General features: G+C 29.4%; 17 protein-coding genes, 2 tRNA genes, 1 riboswitch and 1 other annotated feature. Of the genes, 6 read left to right on the top strand and 13 right to left on the bottom strand.

The features are described 5' to 3' along the window. Positions 1 to 302: 302 nt before the first annotated feature. Positions 303 to 434, bottom strand: coding sequence for a hypothetical protein (locus BR82_RS17835; protein WP_261794284.1), 132 nt, complete (start codon positions 432 to 434; stop codon positions 303 to 305). A gap of 172 nt (positions 435 to 606) precedes the next feature. Between BR82_RS17835 and BR82_RS15740 the strand changes: the two genes are divergently transcribed. Then, the gene (locus BR82_RS15740; protein WP_034864821.1) at positions 607 to 900 is read left to right on the top strand and encodes a helix-turn-helix domain-containing protein; all 294 of its coding nucleotides are present in this window, start codon (positions 607 to 609) and stop codon (positions 898 to 900) included. 222 nt (positions 901 to 1,122) lie between these two features. Here the strand turns inward: BR82_RS15740 and BR82_RS17105 are convergent, their stop codons facing one another. The 7 genes from BR82_RS17105 to BR82_RS0111280 all read right to left on the bottom strand — a co-directional run bounded on the left by BR82_RS17105 (position 1,123) and on the right by BR82_RS0111280 (position 12,494). Further along, positions 1,123 to 1,266 (bottom strand): hypothetical protein, encoded by a 144-nt coding sequence (locus tag BR82_RS17105; protein ID WP_154659616.1) that lies wholly within the window; start codon positions 1,264 to 1,266, stop codon positions 1,123 to 1,125. 1 nt (position 1,267) lies between these two features. Then, positions 1,268 to 1,492 (bottom strand): hypothetical protein, encoded by a 225-nt coding sequence (locus BR82_RS0111305; RefSeq protein ID WP_027090282.1) that lies wholly within the window; start codon positions 1,490 to 1,492, stop codon positions 1,268 to 1,270. Positions 1,493 to 1,892: 400 nt separating this feature from the next. After that, positions 1,893 to 4,289: a leucine--tRNA ligase gene (gene leuS, locus BR82_RS0111300; RefSeq protein WP_027090281.1), complete on the bottom strand. Its 2,397-nt coding sequence runs from the start codon at positions 4,287 to 4,289 to the stop codon at positions 1,893 to 1,895. A 36-nt stretch (positions 4,290 to 4,325) separates the two neighbouring features. Then, positions 4,326 to 4,534: a binding site (T-box leader), on the bottom strand. 260 nt (positions 4,535 to 4,794) lie between these two features. Then, positions 4,795 to 5,529 carry an SWIM zinc finger family protein gene (locus BR82_RS0111295; RefSeq protein WP_027090280.1) on the bottom strand — a complete coding sequence of 245 codons (735 nt, stop codon included), beginning with the start codon at positions 5,527 to 5,529 and terminating at the stop codon, positions 4,795 to 4,797. A 17-nt stretch (positions 5,530 to 5,546) separates the two neighbouring features. Next, entirely contained in the window at positions 5,547 to 8,159 is a 2,613-nt protein-coding gene (locus tag BR82_RS0111290) for a DEAD/DEAH box helicase (RefSeq protein WP_034864819.1), read from the bottom strand. A 623-nt stretch (positions 8,160 to 8,782) separates the two neighbouring features. Further along, positions 8,783 to 10,654, bottom strand: a complete 1,872-nt coding sequence (locus BR82_RS0111285; RefSeq protein ID WP_027090278.1) for an ABC transporter ATP-binding protein/permease — start codon at positions 10,652 to 10,654, stop codon at positions 8,783 to 8,785. 1 nt (position 10,655) lies between these two features. Further along, positions 10,656 to 12,494, bottom strand: a complete 1,839-nt coding sequence (locus BR82_RS0111280) for an ABC transporter ATP-binding protein/permease (RefSeq protein WP_027090277.1) — start codon at positions 12,492 to 12,494, stop codon at positions 10,656 to 10,658. Between the two features lie 38 nt (positions 12,495 to 12,532). Here BR82_RS0111280 and mnmL point away from each other — a divergent pair, with 38 nt between their 5' ends. Next, complete coding sequence (mnmL, locus tag BR82_RS0111275) at positions 12,533 to 13,474, top strand: tRNA modification radical SAM protein MnmL/YtqA (protein ID WP_027090276.1); 942 nt, start codon at positions 12,533 to 12,535, stop codon at positions 13,472 to 13,474. A gap of 23 nt (positions 13,475 to 13,497) precedes the next feature. Here the strand turns inward: mnmL and hpf are convergent, their stop codons facing one another. The 4 genes from hpf to BR82_RS0111255 form a co-directional block, all read right to left on the bottom strand. Further along, positions 13,498 to 14,028 carry a ribosome hibernation-promoting factor, HPF/YfiA family gene (hpf, locus tag BR82_RS0111270; protein WP_024722243.1) on the bottom strand — a complete coding sequence of 177 codons (531 nt, stop codon included), beginning with the start codon at positions 14,026 to 14,028 and terminating at the stop codon, positions 13,498 to 13,500. Positions 14,029 to 14,156: 128 nt separating this feature from the next. Next, a complete protein-coding gene (metK, locus tag BR82_RS0111265) occupies positions 14,157 to 15,299 on the bottom strand; it encodes a methionine adenosyltransferase (RefSeq protein WP_027090275.1) in 1,143 nt (380 codons plus the stop codon). A 67-nt stretch (positions 15,300 to 15,366) separates the two neighbouring features. Next, positions 15,367 to 15,468: riboswitch (SAM riboswitch) on the bottom strand. Then, positions 15,459 to 15,596 carry a hypothetical protein gene (locus BR82_RS17370; RefSeq protein ID WP_162832137.1) on the bottom strand — a complete coding sequence of 46 codons (138 nt, stop codon included), beginning with the start codon at positions 15,594 to 15,596 and terminating at the stop codon, positions 15,459 to 15,461. (Overlaps the previous riboswitch by 10 nt.) Positions 15,597 to 15,764: 168 nt before the next feature. Further along, positions 15,765 to 16,016, bottom strand: coding sequence for a NifU family protein (locus BR82_RS0111255; RefSeq protein ID WP_027090274.1), 252 nt, complete (start codon positions 16,014 to 16,016; stop codon positions 15,765 to 15,767). A gap of 178 nt (positions 16,017 to 16,194) precedes the next feature. Here BR82_RS0111255 and BR82_RS0111250 point away from each other — a divergent pair, with 178 nt between their 5' ends. Next, positions 16,195 to 16,572 carry a S1 RNA-binding domain-containing protein gene (locus tag BR82_RS0111250; RefSeq protein ID WP_024722246.1) on the top strand — a complete coding sequence of 126 codons (378 nt, stop codon included), beginning with the start codon at positions 16,195 to 16,197 and terminating at the stop codon, positions 16,570 to 16,572. 1 nt (position 16,573) lies between these two features. Further along, a complete protein-coding gene (locus tag BR82_RS0111245) occupies positions 16,574 to 17,854 on the top strand; it encodes a glucose-6-phosphate isomerase (RefSeq protein WP_027090273.1) in 1,281 nt (426 codons plus the stop codon). A gap of 500 nt (positions 17,855 to 18,354) precedes the next feature. Here the strand turns inward: BR82_RS0111245 and BR82_RS0111240 are convergent, their stop codons facing one another. After that, the gene (locus tag BR82_RS0111240) at positions 18,355 to 18,591 is read right to left on the bottom strand and encodes a hypothetical protein (RefSeq protein WP_027090272.1); all 237 of its coding nucleotides are present in this window, start codon (positions 18,589 to 18,591) and stop codon (positions 18,355 to 18,357) included. 268 nt (positions 18,592 to 18,859) lie between these two features. On the opposite strand from BR82_RS0111240, the gene BR82_RS0111235 reads away from it, so the two are divergent. Then, a tRNA-Val gene (locus BR82_RS0111235) sits at positions 18,860 to 18,935 on the top strand. 12 nt (positions 18,936 to 18,947) lie between these two features. Beyond that, positions 18,948 to 19,023, top strand: a tRNA-Thr gene (locus tag BR82_RS0111230). The last annotated feature ends 1 nt before the right edge of the window (position 19,024 follow it).

The following is a 19,024-nucleotide window of genomic DNA, read 5'->3' as shown; positions in this document are numbered from 1 at the left end:
TAAATTTATTAAGATCTAATGATCTTACATCATTATCATAAGAGTTTTGAGAATAACTGTTGAAAGAAAGTGTTTTAAATGTTATCATAATCATGTACAAGACATACATATGTTTTTGGAAAAAAGGAAGGTAGGACTGCAATCTAATGATCCTTTCTTTTTTTGTATGCCGATCTCCTTAAACATAATAATAAAACAGCTGAGATAATTTGCATATTAATTTATCAAATTATTTCAGCTGTTTTTTTATATTTATTAATTTAATTTGATTTGTTCCTGTCTTTTTTTGTTTATATAATGTGCTAATCAACATTATACTTATCAAGACATACAAAAGTATAGACAAGCATAACAACCGCAAGAATCACACTTACAATTAAGAATTCTAATTTTGGAAACAATATTTTTTCTAATAATTTTTTGACTGATTTCATATGAACATTACCTCATATCATTTTTAGATAATTGAATTATTACATCTTTTTATTATAGAATTGTTTGAGAATTGTTTCAAAATTGTTAATTTAAAAAAAGTCAATCGTTCATTTTTTAATAGATTGATGAAGTCATTGTCAAAAAGAGAACGATAAAATAATATAGAGGTGATTGATAATACCAGAAAAAACTATCAAAAATCTAGAAATAGCCTTAAAAGTGCGAAGAAAAGAACATCATTTAACTCAGGAAAGTCTTTCGGATATGACAGGAATATCAAAAAGGCATATTACAAAAATTGAAAATGAAATTGCTAATGCATCATTCGAAATTATTTCGATATTAGCCAAATGCCTAGACATATCTATTGATCAAATTATATTTTCAGATTTGGATGAAGCAGAGGAATATATAAAAAACTTGCTATCAAATTATCAATGTGTAATGATGAACAAAGACAACTAACTATAAAAATACTCAATTCATTACTTGATGAATTCCAAGATATCAACACAAAATAAAAAGCCGACAAATAGTATTGTCGACCTTACAAAAAAAGAATCAGTTTATAAACTGATCCTATCTTACTTTTAATTTTGTATTTGATTTTACAAATCTGCAATCTGAAATAATAATTACTTCACCATCAATCATATATCCAAAATCAATACCTTTTATAACAAAATGTCAAATGCTATCATCATCTGTGATCATTGCATACATTCTTGGATTAAGTTTTAAATGATTGACAACTGTTTTAAGCTGTTGTGAAAGTTTTACTCTATTTTCTTTCAAAAATAGGAAAACACTTTCATCAATAACAACCTTCACACTATAGCCCTTCTCCTTCTAAAAGTTCAAAAAATTCGCCATCTGAATATGCTTTTGCTTTTCCTTCTTTTATAAGATTGGCTTTTTTCTTCACAGCATTTTCAAATTTATACACTCCTTTTTCAACTTCATCATTATATATGTCTATAATGAGCTGCAAAGTTTTTGTAGGAATTAGCGATACACCATCTAAACTAGGAAAATCATTGATATTAATCTTATCCATATTCATGCCTCCTTTATTGTTATATTATACACTAATTTATAATCGATGTCATTAAAAGTTCACCCTATCTCAGCTTTGAAGAGTAAATTTTTTAATTTAAGCAATTTTTATGATAAATATCTTAAGTGTTTATGACTACAATGAAAAACAGTTAAGATAATTTGATAAAATTATATGCAAATATTCTAACTGTTTTATTATTATATAAAAGGAGTTAAACATACAAAAAAAGAAAGGCTCACTGGCTTGACGGTTCTTACTCGCTTATGGGTAAATGAACCTATATATCCAAACATCTCCTTTAATTTTTAGCCTTTCTTATACAACTGTCTTAAGTTGCCGATATTGTGATAAAACCTTACTTTTTTTAATAAATCTTCACAAATTGGTACAGTTTTTTTTATTTAACGACAATATTGACAATTTTATTTTTAACAACAATTATTTTGACAATATTTTTACCATCAGTATGTGCTTTAACATTTTCCTGCTCAAAAGCTGCTTTTTTTACTGTTTCATCATCAGCATCTTTAGCAACTTGGATTTTTGCTCTAAGTTTACCATTTACCTGAACACCCATTTCAACAGTTTCACTAACTAACATACTTTCATCGTATGTTGGCCAAACTTCGTATGCAAGCGTATTTTCATGTCCTAATAATTGCCACATTTCTTCACAAACATGTGGTGCAATACAAGAAAGCATCTTAATAAAATTAAATGCATATTCTTTATATACCGAAGGTGCTTTATAACATTCATTAATAAAAATCATCATTTGTGAAATTGCAGTATTGAATCCTAACGTTTCAAAATCATCAGTAACTTTCTTTACTGTTTGATGATATACTCGATCCAAACTATGATCATTTTCATCACTTAATTTATCTTGTTCAATAAATAAACGATAAACACGATCCAGCCATTTACGAGCACCATCTAATCCATTAGTTGACCAAGGAAGAGCTGCTTCTAATGGTCCCATAAACATTTCATACAATCTTAATGCATCAGCACCATGACTAGCAACAATATCATCAGGATTAACGACATTACCACGTGATTTAGACATCTTTTCATTATTATCACCTAAAATCATTCCTTGATGGAATAATCTTTGCCATGGTTCTTTACATTTTACAACACCAGCATCATATAGTACTTTATGCCAGAAACGGGAATATAACAAGTGTAATACTGCATGTTCAGCACCACCTACATATAAATCTACTGGTAACCATTTTTCTAATAGTTTTGGATCACATATAGCTTCACTATTATGAGGATCAATATAACGAATATAATACCAGCATGATCCTGCCCATTGTGGCATTGTATTTGTTTCACGCCGTCCTTTTTGACCATCAATTTCTACTTCTAACCAGTCTTCACAATTTGCAAGTGGTGATTCACCACTATCATGTGGTTGAAAATTTTTAGTAGCTGGTAATTCTAATGGTAGTTCTTCAATAGGAACAGTTCTCATTGTTCCATCTTCCATATGGATGATTGGAATAGGTTCTCCCCAGTAACGCTGACGAGAAAATAACCAGTCTCTTAGTTTATAAGAAATTTTCTTTTCACCACATTTATGTTCTTCTAACCAAGCAATCATTTTATCAATTGCTTCTTGTTTTCCTAAACCATCTAGCCACTGTGAATTAATGTGTAAACCATCTTCAGTATATGCGGCTTCTTCAATATTTCCTCCTTCTAATACAGGAATAATATCAATACCAAACTTTTTAGCAAATTCCCAGTCACGATCATCATGAGCAGGTACTGCCATGATTGCTCCTGTTCCATAACTCGCTAGAACGTAATCAGAGATCCAAATCGGAATTTTCTTTCCATTAACTGGATTAATTGCATAAGCACCAGTAAAAACTCCAGTTTTATCCTTATTTAATTCTGTTCTTTCTAAGTCTGATTTACTAATGCAGCTTTGCTTATAAGCTTCGATTGCTGCTTTTTGTTCAGGCGTTGTAATTTCATCAACATATGGATGTTCTGGTGCCATAACACAGTAAGTTGCTCCAAATAAAGTATCACACCGAGTCGTAAAAACTGTAAATATCTTATCTGTACCATCTATTCTAAAATCGACATTTGCACCAACTGATTTTCCAATCCAGTTACGCTGCATCTGTTTTGTAGCTTCTGGCCAATCTAAATCGTCAAGATCTTCTAATAATCTTTCAGCATATTCTGTGATTTTTAGAACCCATTGACGCATTGGTTTACGAATTACAGGATATCCACCACGCTCACTTTTACCATCAATAACTTCTTCATTAGCAAGAACTGCTTTAAGTTCTGGACACCAGTTTACAGGTATTTCATCAACATAAGCAAGTCCAGCATCATATAACTTTGTAAAAATCCATTGTGTCCATTTATAATATTCTGGATCACTAGTTGCAATTTCACGATCCCAATCATATGAAAATCCTAATGATTTAATTTGCCCTTTAAATACTTCAATATTCTTTTTAGTAAATTCAGCTGGATGATGTCCTGTCTGAATAGCGAATTGTTCAGCTGGTAAACCAAATGAATCAAATCCCATTGGATGCAATACGTTATATCCTTGCATTCTTTTCATTCTTGAAACAATATCTGTTGCTGTATATCCTTCAGGATGTCCTACATGAAGACCATTTCCTGATGGATATGGAAACATATCAACACAATAATATTTTGGTTTACTATCATCATAACAATCAGTTTTAAATGTTTTATGTTCATCCCAATATTTTTGCCATTTTGGCTCGATTTGTTTATGATTAAACGGCATTCTATAATTCCTCCTTAAAATAAAAAAAGTCATCCCTCTAAGGACGACTCAAATATCGCGTTACCACCTTAGTTCAAAGTCACAAAGACTAAGCCCTCAAAACTTTAACGCAGTTAACGACAACGACTACTCTATTCACCGCTGCATCTCCTAGGTGAGTTCATAATCCGTTCTATCAGTTTTCACCACCCACTGACTCTCTATAAAAAACGTCAATTATTACTAATCCTATTCATTGATTTTTTTAAATACTCGAATATTATATCACAAAAAAGATCAGATGCAACAAAATTCCATCATTTAATATCATTGTCTTTGATTCAAATATGATAATGTTCACAAAATATTTTTTCTAGCCTTGTAAAAAAGAACATATCATTTTCAATCAATTATTAAAAGCAATATCACTAATAAAAATTTTTGATCATCTTTAATATTTTCACAAAAGTGAAAGAAAATGGCCTTTAAATACACATTAATATAAAAAATCAATATTTAAATATCTCTATAATTTTAATCCGAACAAACTCTCTATACACGCATCATCCATTGCTCTTTCTGTTGGCTTTAAATCAGCATGATCTAACATTGCTTCTACATGATCTTGAATTGCCACATCAATAAAACGATTGGCATCTATTCCCCGCAACTCAAAAAATAAAAAAGGATTTTCATCAAGTTTTACTCCAATACCATATAATACTGCTGATACATGTTTACACATCAAAGCCCAATCAGGACAGCTGCAATTAAAACTAATTTCTCTAGGTGTTGGAAAAAGACCATGCTCACCAGTAAAAACATCTTGAAGTTCGATAGGAAAATTACCATTAACTAACTCTTGAAGAGTTTCGATTTGTGTTCCACAACGTTCAATTATCTGATTACAATTTTCTTCCTTTAAAGGGCTTATTTTGATTTCAACTTTATACGGTGTTTTTCTAGTGCCTTGAACTCGAGCAAGAACTTTGCCACTTTTAATTATTAAATCAACAACTGCTCCAGAACGAACATATCTCTTTCCTCTTTCAATTCGACTAGCATAATCTGCATATTGTTCAATATTTTTGCACCAGGCCTGCCCCCACCAGCTTTTTGCTATTCCTTTTCCTTCAACAACTATTGGATGCATTGCTTTCCCCTTATTTTTTGCTGAAAGTACACTTTCTCTAGCTTTCTTTTGTAACTCTTCAGCATTCATTTGTGAATACTGAATTGATGATGTCCAATATTTTGCCATAAATAACTCCTACCTTACTATAAATCCAAACGTAACAGCTTCAATAACTCATCATTACTAAGCTCAGTAATCCAGCTTTCTTTACTAGTTGCTAAAACTGAATTTGCTAATTCTTGTTTAGACTCAATTAATTGATCAATTTTTTCTTCAATTGTCCCATTACTTACAAGCTTATGAACGAAAACTTCTTTTGTTTGACCAATTCGATACGCTCGATCACTTGCTTGATTTTCCACCGCAGGATTCCACCATCGATCAAAATGAATTACATGATTAGCACTCACTAAATTTAATCCTGTTCCAGCTGCTTTTAATGATAAAATAATGAAAGGAACATAATGGTTAGAATCATTAAATTTATCAACAATTTCAGTTCGCTTTTTTGGTGATATTCCACCATGAATAATAAACCCTTCACGATTAAAAATCATTTCTAAATAATTTGCTAATGGCTCACAAAGCTCTTTATACTGTGTAAATACTAATACTCTTTCACGTTTTTCATATATCGTTTGACATAATTCTTTTAATATCTGGAATTTTCCACTATCTTTTGCATTATAATTATCTCCTTTAACAAACTGATCAGGATGATTACAAATTTGTTTTAGCTTAGTTAATAACGCCAATACAAGACCGCGACGTTCAATCCCTTCTAACTGTTCCAATTTTTCTTCTGCTTTAGCAACTTCTTTACGATATAAAACAACTTGCCGTTTTGATAAGTCGACATGATCAATGATTTCAATTTTATCAGGAAGATCAGAAATAATTGATTTATCAGTTTTTAAGCGTCGAAGAATAAATGGTGATACCATAGTTTTTAATTTAGCCATACTTTCTGGGGTACTCTGCATATTTTTAGTAAATTCTTTAAACTCTTTTGCACTCCCTAGTAATCCTTTATTTAAAAAATCAAATAATGACCAAAGATTTGATAGATCATTTTCAATTGGAGTTCCTGTCATCGCAATTTTCATACGACTAGGAATTTTTTTAATAGTTCGTGTTTGTTTTGTATTAGGATTTTTAATAGCCTGCGCTTCATCAAGAATTATACAATCCCAATTTATTTTTTGTAATATTTCTAATCTCACTGCCATACCATAAGTAGTAATTGTTAAAAAAGCAGTTTGGTTTTGAAATTCTTTAGATAATAATGGAGCCCCTTTACCATGAAGAATATAATATGGTAACTTCGCTGCAAATTTATCAATTTCCTTAGACCAATTTCCAAGCAAAGAAGCAGGTACGATCAACAATACTCGACTCTCCTTTTTTGATTCTCTCATTTTTTCAAGATATGCAATGACTTGGATCGTCTTTCCAAGTCCCATATCATCAGCAAGACAAGCCCCAAACCCTAAATCACTCATTTGGTTTAACCAATTATATCCAGTCGTTTGATATGGTCGTAATTTAGCATTCAAATAGTGTGGTTTAGCTTTATTTTTTATTTTAGTTGGATTTTTCAGTTGTGTCATCAATGTATTCAACCATTTACCATTAGTAATTTCAAGCTCTGAATCAATATCTTCGTTATCTGATAAATATGTTTTTGTCAAGGCTTCTTTAAGCGAAATAGAGCCGTCATACTTTTCCATCTGTTCAAGAAGTTGTTTTAATTTTGTATGACTAACTTCAACCCATTGTCCTTTTAACCATGTTAACCCTTCTTCTGCCTTTAATAGCTGAGATATTTCAGATTTAGTCAAAACATTACCATTTACAATAAGATTTGGCTGTAAATTCAATAATGTATCAAACCCAAATAAAGATTGTTTTTTATCCCCCACACTAACCTTAGCTGAAATTGATGAATAATGCTTTTTCCACCAATTAGGAACCCGACAAGTTATCCCGCTTTTTTCAATTTCTGGAACACTTTTTAACAAATAATAAGCTTCTTTAACACTCAACCGAATTGGATGATAAATATCACCAGAATTCATATACTCCGCAATCAAATAATTCTTTTGCGCTACATTATTTAAACAAGACAATAGTTTTAATAATTGCTCACGATCCTTTTGATATTCAACCAGGGCATTTTTTAGTGGTATATGCAAAATTCTTCCATAATTATCTTTTGAAGCATAAGTTGCTAAAAAAGCAAAAGGATAATCTTTTTCCTCTTCATTTTCAACTAGATGAAAATAAATTCTTTGAGCCGCATGAAGATTTTGTGATTTTTCTTGAAGATACATCTGAACACTACCATCATACTGACTCATTTGTTCAAAAAAGACATTATTTATTTGTGTAATCTGCTCTTTGATCCAGTCTTCATTAACATATTCACTACCAATAACAAAAGGCACTAACGAAATTAAATATTCGATCTGGTCTTTATCTAATTCAAGTTTTGTTTGTTCACGAGCAACTTCTAACTCTGGTAATCGGCTTAAAAATTTAATAAAATATTCTGATAACCGATATAAAAATAAAGCACTACTTTCTAATCCTTTACCACTTTCTAAAAAACCAAGTTCATATAAACCCTGATACTTATTATTTAAAAATAGCTGTATCCACTTATTATTACTTTTCAAATTAGTTCTTACATCATCTAAAACAAAACTATTCTTAGTGTAAATAAAATGCAAACCACTGACTACATCCTTGCTCATAATTCACCTTCTCTATATATTCAAATCTTATTTTCATCACTCTCTAATACCTTTTTGATCATTGCCTTGCAATACTTATAATATTCATTCTAATAACTATATCTTTAAATCTTCTAAAAATCCTTTTATTTTTCATATAATTAGCATCATCTTTTAATTTAAATCTATTAAAATAAATTTTTTCTTATAAGTACTCGATATCAACAGTCTTTAAAAAATACTGATTTCTGTTAATAATGTTTTATACCCTTGATAAATATTATAGAAAATTATTTCGTTATTCTTAAGTTTGTCAACCATCCTATTCTAATCAATTAACATTTCATTAGATTTCATAAATACAAATTCATTTTTTACTATAACACTATTTTTCATATTAAAGATATCATTAGTAACGTATTGATTATAACTTATTTTAGTATAGAATTAATTCTATATCAATAATTTAAACTATAAGATTTCAAAAAATAGCAATATTTATTAATGTTTACCTTAAAACAAGAAAAAACCTATATCCTTTATTTTTTTATTCTCCTATACATCTAAGTTAGCAACACTATTAGTGCTGCTTTTATATTTATTGTTTTAATTGATAAAGACCAGATGCAACAAAATCACATCATTTAATATCTTTGATATTTCAATGATTTTACAGGATCTAAACGACTAGCAAATGAGGCTGGAAAGAAACTGCTGACAATTCCAAAAAACACTGCCCCTAAATAAATAAAAACTAATAATGAATTATCTATTTGAATAAATGTTTCAGATAAATTTAATTGCAATATTACTTCAATAAACTGGTTAAATAAAATAACTAACTGATTAAAAAACAAATATGAAAATAAAAATGCGATATTGATCAAAGTAAAACTTTCAAATATCACTAGTAAACTAATTTGTAATTTACTCGCTCCAAGACATTTAAATATTCCAATATCTTTAGTCTTTTCAACCACTGAAAGATATAAAACTTCACCAATCAAAAAACAAGCTGCAACAATAGCTAAAGAAGAAAATAAAATTAAAATGTGTTGAATCTGTGATAACAGATTATCAACTCTAGTATTAATATCCTCACCAGCTATTTTAAATTTAAAATGCGGATTTTCCTGCTTTAAAATTTTCAAATATTCATTAACACTAACTTTATTATTAATGTTGACCATCCCAAGCGAAAAAACAACTTGATCAACATCTACACCAAAGCACTCACTTACATGTTTAACATTAGCTAGCTCTTTAATATAAATAGTATCAAATAAAGAATTCTCATCACTAATTCCTACAACTTTTAGCATTATTTTCTTGATTACATCATCATGTAAATAATATCCATAAATTTGTTTATTTAAAAGATCTTTATAATTCTGCTTTAAATGTATAGCAGTAGTTTTTGATAAAACAATTTCATTATCACTTCTAATTTCTCGTCCTAATTCTAGTTTATTATTTTTAAGCTCTTTGGTCATATCACTAATATATACTGTCTTATCAACTTGATAATCATCTTGCAGTGACACTCCCATAAATTCATAGTCATTCATTTCCCCATATAAATATGTGATTTTTGAATTTTCCTTCAATTTAATTAGATCATTATAACTGATTACTTTTTTATTACTAGATTGTAATGATACGAGCTGATTAGGAAAAATTTTATTTAACTGCTGATGAATTTGATTTTGCAAAGAACCGCTAAATGTAAATGTAATCATGATACAAACTAGTGCAATCATCAGACCAGTAGTAATTTTTACATTTCTAGCAATGTTTGCACAATATTGTAATAAAGCTAATTTGTAAAGATTTAGAGGTCTTTTTTTCTCTTTTAAACGATAATAAAAATTATCTTTTTTAATATGGGTCTTTTTACCAGCTAATTTGCCATTTTGAAAATAAAATATCTGATTTGCATATTTAGAAGCCAACTCTTCATTATGAGTAATTACAACTACTAACCGTTCTTTAGCCTCCTGTTTTAATAAATCAAAAATTATTTTTGCATTATTATCATCTAATGATCCAGTTGGTTCATCACAAAGTAAAATATCAACATTTTTAATCATTGCCCTTAACATTGCGACGCGCTGTTTTTGGCCTCCAGACAATATTCCTGGTTTTTTTCTTAATATATCGGTTAGCTCTAATTTACTTTCCCGATCTTCTCTCTCCCTTTTAAAAATTATTTTTGTGAAAAATTGCGATAATAAATAGTTTTGTTTTACATTTAACCAATTAATTAAATTAAAATTTTGAAAAATAAAACCAATATGTTTACGACAATAATTCTTTATCGTTCTAATATTTTGATGATCAAATAAAATTTCACCTTCATAATCCTGATCAATTCCACCTAATATATTTAATAAAGTTGTCTTTCCACAACCTGATTCTCCGACGATTACAATCATTCCGGTATTAGGAAAAATAATTGATAAATCATTGATGATAAGTTCATCATAACGTTTAGATAGATTTTTTATCTCTAACATTTTAATCCTCCTTTAAAAGTACACTAATATCCATTTTTCTGATTTTTAAACTCGCCGCCATTGCCACCATAAAACATGTGCTCATATAAATTAATATCATGACTAAATATAGATCAAACTGTGATAAAAACAGTTTAGGTAAAACAAATAAATTAGAAATATTAAACAATTTATCGCCAATATCAAAGAACCTGATTATTTGTAGAATCACCTCTGCCAAAATAGATCCCCATGCTCCTATCAAAGCTCCCATCAAACTTGTCTCCCAGCCAAATAATTTTCTTGCTCTATTTATCGTTAAACCATTTGATAACATTAAACAAAGATCTCTTTTTCGTTCAATCAAGATCATTTTTAAAACAATCGAAATTAAAATTAATGAAATTATAAAACTAATAACTAAAAAAACAGCAACTACTATTACTGCCATTTCAAAAAGAATTTGATAACTATCGATATAATCCTGATGTAAATTTGTTATAAAATACTGATGATCATATTGTTTTAAAAGCTGATCAAAATGATCACTTTTTATAACTAAACATCTTTGGTCAATTATTTCATTCTTTAAATTTGAATCTAAATATTTTTCATCATAATAAATATTTGCCCCTGTATTTATATAATCATTGATAATAGCTTTGATTGTAAATACATACTTTTTTTCATTGATTACAAAATCAAGTTTATCAGATATCTTTAAATTATACATTTTAGCGGCTTCTTGATTGACCATGACTTGATTATCTTGATCAAGATAATTACCTTTTTGATAATCAATATTATCATCTTGATATATCTGATAACTGTTTAACTGTAGTTCCTGATCATTTTTTAGAATTCCTAAATTAAAATCCAGCTTATAACTAAGCTGGCTAACTAACTTATTATTTTTTAAATTACTGATCTGTTCATCAGTAAAATTTAGTTCCTGATAATCTTTTTTACTTATTTCAATGATTTCTTTAAGCGGATCACTGTTAAAACAATTTTGTAAATATAACCAGCCCCCATTAATACCACTTAAAAGTAACACAAAGGCACAAATTGTAAATATTTGAGAAAAAAACATCATTAAAATTTTTTTCTTTTGATAAATAAGCTGTCTTTTTACATAAAATTTTATTCTAATCATATTATCATTAATACTTTTAAAAAAATATTTATGATAATTATTTTGATGACCAAAATCATAATTATTCTGATTACTTTCAAGATCGATAATCTTTTTAGTATACTTATTAATCAAATTATAATTATGAGAAATAATGACGACTAAATGTTTTCTAGAATACCATTTTAAAAGCTCCATTACTTCTTTAGCCATTTGACCATTTAATGCTCCTGTAGGCTCATCAGCAAGTAATATTGGGGTATCACAAAGAAAAGCTCTGATCAAACTGACTCTTTGCTTTTGTCCGCCTGAAAGCTCTTTAGGAAAATTTTCTAACAATGGCGTTATAGCTAATTTATCAGTTAAAAAATGTAATTTAGACATCGATATCTTTTTACCCTTTATTTTTGCCAATAAAATTATATTTTCATATACCGTTAACGCATCAACTAAATTATAAAACTGATAAACATAACTAATATATTTACTTTGATATTTGTCTATTTGACAATAGTCTAACTCATGACCATCAATCATTACTTTACCATTATCAGCTTTTTCAATTCCCGCGATCAAATTCAATAAAGTCGATTTACCACAGCCACTTTTACCTACGATTGCAACCATTCCTACACGCGAAAAATTAATTGAAAGATCTTCAATTACTAATTGTTTATTTTTACCAAATTTATAAAATTTTGTAACATTTTTAAGTTGTAATACCATATTTTTCTCCTTATGTTATAATATCTTAGGTGATAAAAATGAATCTATTTAGATACAGTAATGATAATAAACGTTATCATACTTTTAATTATTATTTAAAAAACAAATACCATCATAAAGTTGCTAAGGTCAGTCTTAATGCCGGCTTTACTTGTCCTAATCGTGATGGCACTAAAGGAAGTGGCGGATGTATTTTTTGTAGTAACAGCGGTTCTGGTGATTATGCTGGTAACGTTAAAGATTCACTCGAACAGCAGTTTAATGATGTTAGCGCTATTCTTCAAAAAAAATGGCCAAATTGCAAATATATTGCATATTTTCAGGCTAATACTAATACATATGGTCCAATCGAAAAAATTCAAAACTGTGTTGATCCTTTTTTAAATAAAAAAGACGTTGTAGCAATTAGTATTGCCACCCGTCCTGATTGTTTAGAAGATGATGTTTTAGAATATCTTGTCAAAATTAATACCCAGTGTGATTTATGGATAGAATTAGGATTGCAGACTATTCATGATAAAACAGGTCAATTAATTAATCGCGGACATACTTATCAAGAATTTTTAGATGGTTTAAATAAATTACGCCAGCATAAAATCAATGTTTGTGTCCACATAATTAATGGTTTACCTTTTGAAACAAAAGAAATGATGTTACAAACAGCTAAAGAATTAGGTAAACTAGATATCCAGGCAATTAAAATCCATATGCTTTTTGTCATTAAAAATACTAAATTACATCAACTCTACTTAGATGATAAATTTAAAATGCTTTCACGCGAAGAATATATTGATTTAGTTACTGAACAATTAAGTTATCTGCCTGATAATATTATTATTGAACGTCTTACCGGTGATGGAAACATTGAAGATTTAATTGCACCGCTTTGGTCAATTAAAAAAGTTACTATTTTAAATGATATTGATAAATTGATGGTAAGTAAAAATTATTATCAGGGATGTAATATACACTTAAAATAAAAAGCCCTTTGGGCTTTTTATTATTATTCATCAGTTTCAATCAAACCATAATCTCCATCGTTACGACGGTAAACAATACTAATAGAATCACTTTCAGCATCACGATATACGAAGAATGAATGTCCGATCAATTCCATCTGCATGATCGCCTCTTCCATATCCATTGGCTTAGGAGTAATTGATTTTACCTTTACCAATACATCATCTTCAGATTCAACATCTTCAATTGAAGATAAATTGAATGCAAGTTTATTATCTTTTGATTTACGACTTAATCTAGTTTTGTACTTTCTAATTTGTCCTTCTAATTTGTCTACAACTAAATCCATTGCAGTATATAGATCATCATCAACTACTTCTGCTCTTAGAAGTACATATTCAGTAGGAATCGTAACTTCAAGTTTTTGACCATAAGGATAAACCCGACATAAAACTTTTGCTTCTACATTGTCACTTACAATAAAGTATTTATCTAATTTAGATAATTTTTCTGATATTTTTGTTTCTATAGCTTCTGTGATTTCAATGTTTTTTCCTCTAACTGAGATTTTCATAAGAATTCCTCCTTTTTGTATATAAATATTATACAATATAAATTCATAAAATAACACTTAAATTATAGATAAAATTTTCCTTAATTTAACATAATCAAAAAAACACTCGATAAATCGAGTATTTTTATCTATAAATATTTTTTTAAAATTTCTACTTTATCTAACTTTTCCCAAGGTAAATTAATATCACCACGTCCAAAATGACCATATACAGCTGTTTTTAAATATAAAGGCTGTCGTAATTGTAATGATTTAATAATTCCTCCTGGTGTTAAATCAAAATTTTCTTTGATAGCTCTTAAAATAATATCATGATCAACACGCTCAGTTCCATAAGTTTCCACAAAAATAGAAGTTGGTTCTTTTACCCCGATTGCATATGAAACCTGAATTTCGATCTTATCACAAAGATTAGCCGCAACAATATTTTTAGCAATATATCTTAGCATATATGCAGCTGAACGATCCACTTTTGAAGGATCCTTACCACTAAACGCTCCACCACCATGGCGCGCTGCTCCACCGTATGTATCAACAATGATCTTACGACCTGTTAATCCTGTATCTCCATGTGGTCCCCCAATTACAAAACGTCCCGTAGGATTTATTAAAACGCGATAATTAGTATTTAAATTATATTTTTTTACAACGACATCCATGATTTCTTCTTTTACGTACCGTTTAAATTCTGCTTCATCAAAATCTGGATCATGCTGTATCGACATTAAAATTGTATCAATCGTTGGTTGTTCTTCGGTATAATCAATCGTTACTTGGGCTTTCATATCAGGACGAGCATGTTTAAACTCGCCACTATTTTTCTTTTCTGTAGCATAACGTACTAAGTGATGAGCAATAGAAATTGGTAACGGCATATAACCTTTAGTTTCTTTACAAGCAAAACCAAACATGATTCCCTGATCACCTGCACCACCAACTGCATCATTAGTTCCTAAAGCAATGTCCGGTGATTGACAATCTATTTCCAATTGTACTTTACAAGTACGATAATCGATCCCTTTTTCGCTATCATCATAACCTATCTCCTTTAAAACATCACGAGCCACCTGTTCATAATCAACATTAGCAGTCGTTGTAATTTCACCACCAATAACTACTAGATCCGTAGTTGCAAAAACTTCACAAGCAACTCTTGAATTAGGATCTTCTCTTAAACAGGCATCAAGAATCGCATCACTGATTTGATCACAAACTTTGTCAGGATGACCCATTGATACTGATTCTGAAGTAAATAATACTTTTTCTTTCATTTTCTTTCTCCTTCTTTGTAAATAAAAAAGCTTCCTAAAGAGAAAGCATACATAGTTAGGAAGCCTTCTCTCATTGTTCAAGTAAAACTTGCTCAGTCAGGCACCTTCTATTTCAAATATAGGGTTGCCACTACATCATCGATCTTCATCTAGTAGTTCTTAATAAGAGTCTTTTTTATTTATTTCTTGTATTTCTTCTTTTGTCAGCGACGTCATAATTTCAATTAATTCGTCATCTAAACCAATATCTAATAAGATACTAGCTATCATTTTCTGTTGTCTAACATTTTCCTGCATATTATCACCTAAACATAGTTTGCATTGTTTAAACAATAATATTCTAAAAAAGCAACAAATACATAATAATATATCTAATAGAATATTGCAAGTAATTTATCAGATATTAGCATTTTAACATGAATCATAGCGAATTTCATCTCAAAATTATATCAGATTTGTCTCAAATTAAAATGCCATACCTTCTAAAATATTTTGAACACCTAGAACACCAGGAACTTCTTCCATCAAAATTTGTTCAACACCATCTTTCAACGTTTCATCAAGCATTGTACATCCGGCACAAGCACCAAGCATTTTTACATAAACGATTCCATCTTTAAAATCTATCAATTCAATATCGCCACCATCTCGATTTAAATATGGTCTTAATTTATTAATTACTTTTTCTACTTCTTCTATTGTACTTGTATTTTCCATCTTTAACATCTCCTTATCTGATACTTTATTCTACCACAAAATTTTTATTTTTAAATAAAAATACTCGATAAACTTATTACATGAATATTTTATTTTGAAATTCGTTAATAAAAATTGATAAAATGAAATATTTTTAATCATTTTATGATATAATAACTTGTGCAAGGAGTGATTATTAATGAGCCAAAAAATTAAACGTGGTGATATCATTGATGTAAAAATTACTGGTATCCAACCGTATGGAGCTTTTGCAAGCTTACCTGATAATTCAACTGGTTTAATTCATATTTCAGAAATATCAGATAAATTCGTTAAAAGCATTGATAGTTTTGTAAAAGTTGGTGAGTTTATTAAAGTCAAAGTGATTGATTTTGATGAAGAAACTAATCATGCAAGATTGAGTTTAAAAGCCATTGATAGTCGTTATCGTAGGCGTAATAAACGAGTTTATTATAAAAACCCTAGACGATTGATCGTTGAAACGCCTAATGGATTTGCACCATTAGCATTAGCCATGGAAGACTGGCTTAAACAAGGAATCACGGAGGAAAGTTAAAATGATTACATTAGATTTATCTAAAGCCAAATTAAATGAAGATATTGAATCATATAAAGATACGGTAAAAGATATCCATAATATGATTCATAATAAAACTGGAGCTGGTAATGATTTTCTTGGTTGGGTTGAATTACCAGAAAATTATGATAAAGCTGAAGTTGAGCTGATTAAAGAAACTGCTGCTAAATTAAGAGAAAAAACAGATGTTTTATTAGTATGTGGAATTGGAGGATCTTATTTAGGGGCACGTGCTGCAATCGAAGCAATTAATGGTTTATATCCAACAAATGATGTAGAAATAATTTATGTTGGTAATACTTTTTCATCAAATTACATCAAACAAGTAGCAGACTATCTTGAGGGAAAAGAATTTGCTATCAATGTAATTTCTAAATCAGGAACTACTACAGAAACATCAATTGCATTTAGAATTTTCAAAGAAATGTGTGAAGCTAAATATGGTAAAGAAGGAGCTAAAGAAAGAATTGTTGCTACTACTGATAAAGCTCGTGGGGCATTAAAAACTTTAGCAACTGAAGAGGGATATACTACTTTTGTAATTCCTGATGATGTTGGCGGACGTTATTCTGTTTTAACACCAGTAGGATTATTTCCTATCGCTATGGCTGGTATTGATATTGATGCCATGTTAAATGGGGCTAAAGATGCCATGGTTAAATATAATAATGCTGATTTAGACCAAAATGATGCTTATAAATATGGTGTTGCTCGTCAAATTTTACACAAAGCTGGATATCCTGCAGAAATGTTCGTAACTTATGAGTTACAATTGGCAATGGTTGCTGAATGGTGGAAACAATTATATGGTGAATCAGAAGGAAAAGAAGGAAAAGGTATTTTACCTACTAGTGCTACTTTCTCTACTGATTTGCATTCATTAGGACAATTTATCCAAGAAGGTTCAAAAGTATTATATGAAACAATCATGCAAGTTAAAGAACCTGCTGGTGATATGACAATTCCTAGTGATAAAGATGACTTAGATGGTTTAAATTATTTAGCTGGTAAATCAGTTGATTATGTAAATAAAAAAGCTTGTGAAGGAACTATCGATGCTCATGTTAATACTGGTAATGTTCCTAATATCTTAATTACTTTAGATAAAATGGATGCTTATGGATTTGGTTATATGGTTTATTTCTTCGAAAAATCATGTGCAATGTCTGTATATTTATTAGATGTTAATCCATTCAACCAGCCAGGTGTTGAAGTATATAAGAAAAATATGTTTAAATTACTTGGTAAACCTGGATATTAATAAAAAAGCCGATCTAAAATCAATATCATTAGGTCAAGATAACGATAATTAACCGGAAGACAATATCAAATAAATATGGTCTTCTGGTTTTTTTTAACATCCTTAAAAGTGTAGTATTGATACTACATTGAAGGCACATAATGATATATTTTCTTTTATCTTTTTGTGAAATTTTTATATTCTGAACGATTTGCTGACAGAAATCATAGAGCAATAAGCAAACATATATTTCCTGTTGAATCAATTTTCTTTTGACATAAAATCAAATCCCATATTTGCAGGCATAAATTTAGATAATTATGACCAAACTTTGATTATTTTTGTTTTAAAGTGTATATTCTAAAAACATTGATATCAAACTCACTGGATTGCAAGATTGTGTCATACATAATTCTGATAATTATATCTTTTAATCTTCTATCCAGATCTTGCGACATGTTCAAATCCGTTATATGATTCATAACATCTGTCAACCATTTGACAGAAAGCATCGTTTTCATTCATTTTAGCCTATCAATACATTTAAGCAAGTCATAGCAGATGCCATATACTGTATTATCTATATCATCTTTATAAAGTTTGTCCTTATGTGTCATTTTATTAAAATAATCAAATAATATTTTAAAAGCTTCTACTTTGATTTTGCTTCTAGCTTGAACAAATGCAGAAACAGTAGGAATTTCAATAGAAAAATTATTAAGCTTTAAAAACTCGTCCTTTAATGATCTAGTTTCCATACAGATAATATTCTTCAAAGTTATTTCAAAATCAAGTGTTCTATCGCAAGAAAAATAAAAGAAGATTCAATCATTTAATTAATGCTTATAACTATTCATAATGTACCATCTATAAACAACACTTTAAAAAAGAAGCGTACATTTTCATATATTCTTCATCAATCTCTTAACTTAATAGCATTGATTAAGAATAGCCTTTTTAATTTTATGTAAATTTCTTATTGACTAATTTAAAAGTAAATGATAATATGGTAAAGCATTAAGTGACGGAGGTTTAGCTCAGTTGGGAGAGCATCTGCCTTACAAGCAGAGGGTCAGCGGTTCGAGCCCGTTAACCTCCACCATAAAGTAAATAAGCCGGCTTAGCTCAACTGGTAGAGCAACTGACTTGTAATCAGTAGGTTGAGGGTTCAAGTCCTTTAGCCGGCACCAT

This window comes from Thomasclavelia saccharogumia DSM 17460, assembly GCF_000686665.1.
Taxonomy (GTDB): domain Bacteria; phylum Bacillota_I; class Bacilli_A; order Erysipelotrichales; family Coprobacillaceae; genus Thomasclavelia; species Thomasclavelia saccharogumia.
Note: the sequence above shows the minus strand (reverse complement) of the source record. Positions and strands in the feature narration are given on the sequence as shown.

Coding starts and splice junctions, on each gene's coding strand:
- BR82_RS17835 (WP_261794284.1), bottom strand. CDS start 434: ATGAAATCAGTCAAAAAATTATTAGAAAAAATATTGTTTCCAAAATTA.
- BR82_RS0111305 (WP_027090282.1), bottom strand. CDS start 1,492: ATGGATAAGATTAATATCAATGATTTTCCTAGTTTAGATGGTGTATCG.
- leuS (WP_027090281.1), bottom strand. CDS start 4,289: ATGCCGTTTAATCATAAACAAATCGAGCCAAAATGGCAAAAATATTGG.
- BR82_RS0111295 (WP_027090280.1), bottom strand. CDS start 5,529: ATGGCAAAATATTGGACATCATCAATTCAGTATTCACAAATGAATGCT.
- BR82_RS0111290 (WP_034864819.1), bottom strand. CDS start 8,159: ATGAGCAAGGATGTAGTCAGTGGTTTGCATTTTATTTACACTAAGAAT.
- BR82_RS0111285 (WP_027090278.1), bottom strand. CDS start 10,654: ATGTTAGAGATAAAAAATCTATCTAAACGTTATGATGAACTTATCATC.
- BR82_RS0111280 (WP_027090277.1), bottom strand. CDS start 12,494: ATGGTATTACAACTTAAAAATGTTACAAAATTTTATAAATTTGGTAAA.
- mnmL (WP_027090276.1), top strand. CDS start 12,533: ATGAATCTATTTAGATACAGTAATGATAATAAACGTTATCATACTTTT.
- hpf (WP_024722243.1), bottom strand. CDS start 14,028: ATGAAAATCTCAGTTAGAGGAAAAAACATTGAAATCACAGAAGCTATA.
- metK (WP_027090275.1), bottom strand. CDS start 15,299: ATGAAAGAAAAAGTATTATTTACTTCAGAATCAGTATCAATGGGTCAT.
- BR82_RS17370 (WP_162832137.1), bottom strand. CDS start 15,596: ATGCAGGAAAATGTTAGACAACAGAAAATGATAGCTAGTATCTTATTA.
- BR82_RS0111255 (WP_027090274.1), bottom strand. CDS start 16,016: ATGGAAAATACAAGTACAATAGAAGAAGTAGAAAAAGTAATTAATAAA.
- BR82_RS0111250 (WP_024722246.1), top strand. CDS start 16,195: ATGAGCCAAAAAATTAAACGTGGTGATATCATTGATGTAAAAATTACT.
- BR82_RS0111245 (WP_027090273.1), top strand. CDS start 16,574: ATGATTACATTAGATTTATCTAAAGCCAAATTAAATGAAGATATTGAA.
- BR82_RS0111240 (WP_027090272.1), bottom strand. CDS start 18,591: ATGGAAACTAGATCATTAAAGGACGAGTTTTTAAAGCTTAATAATTTT.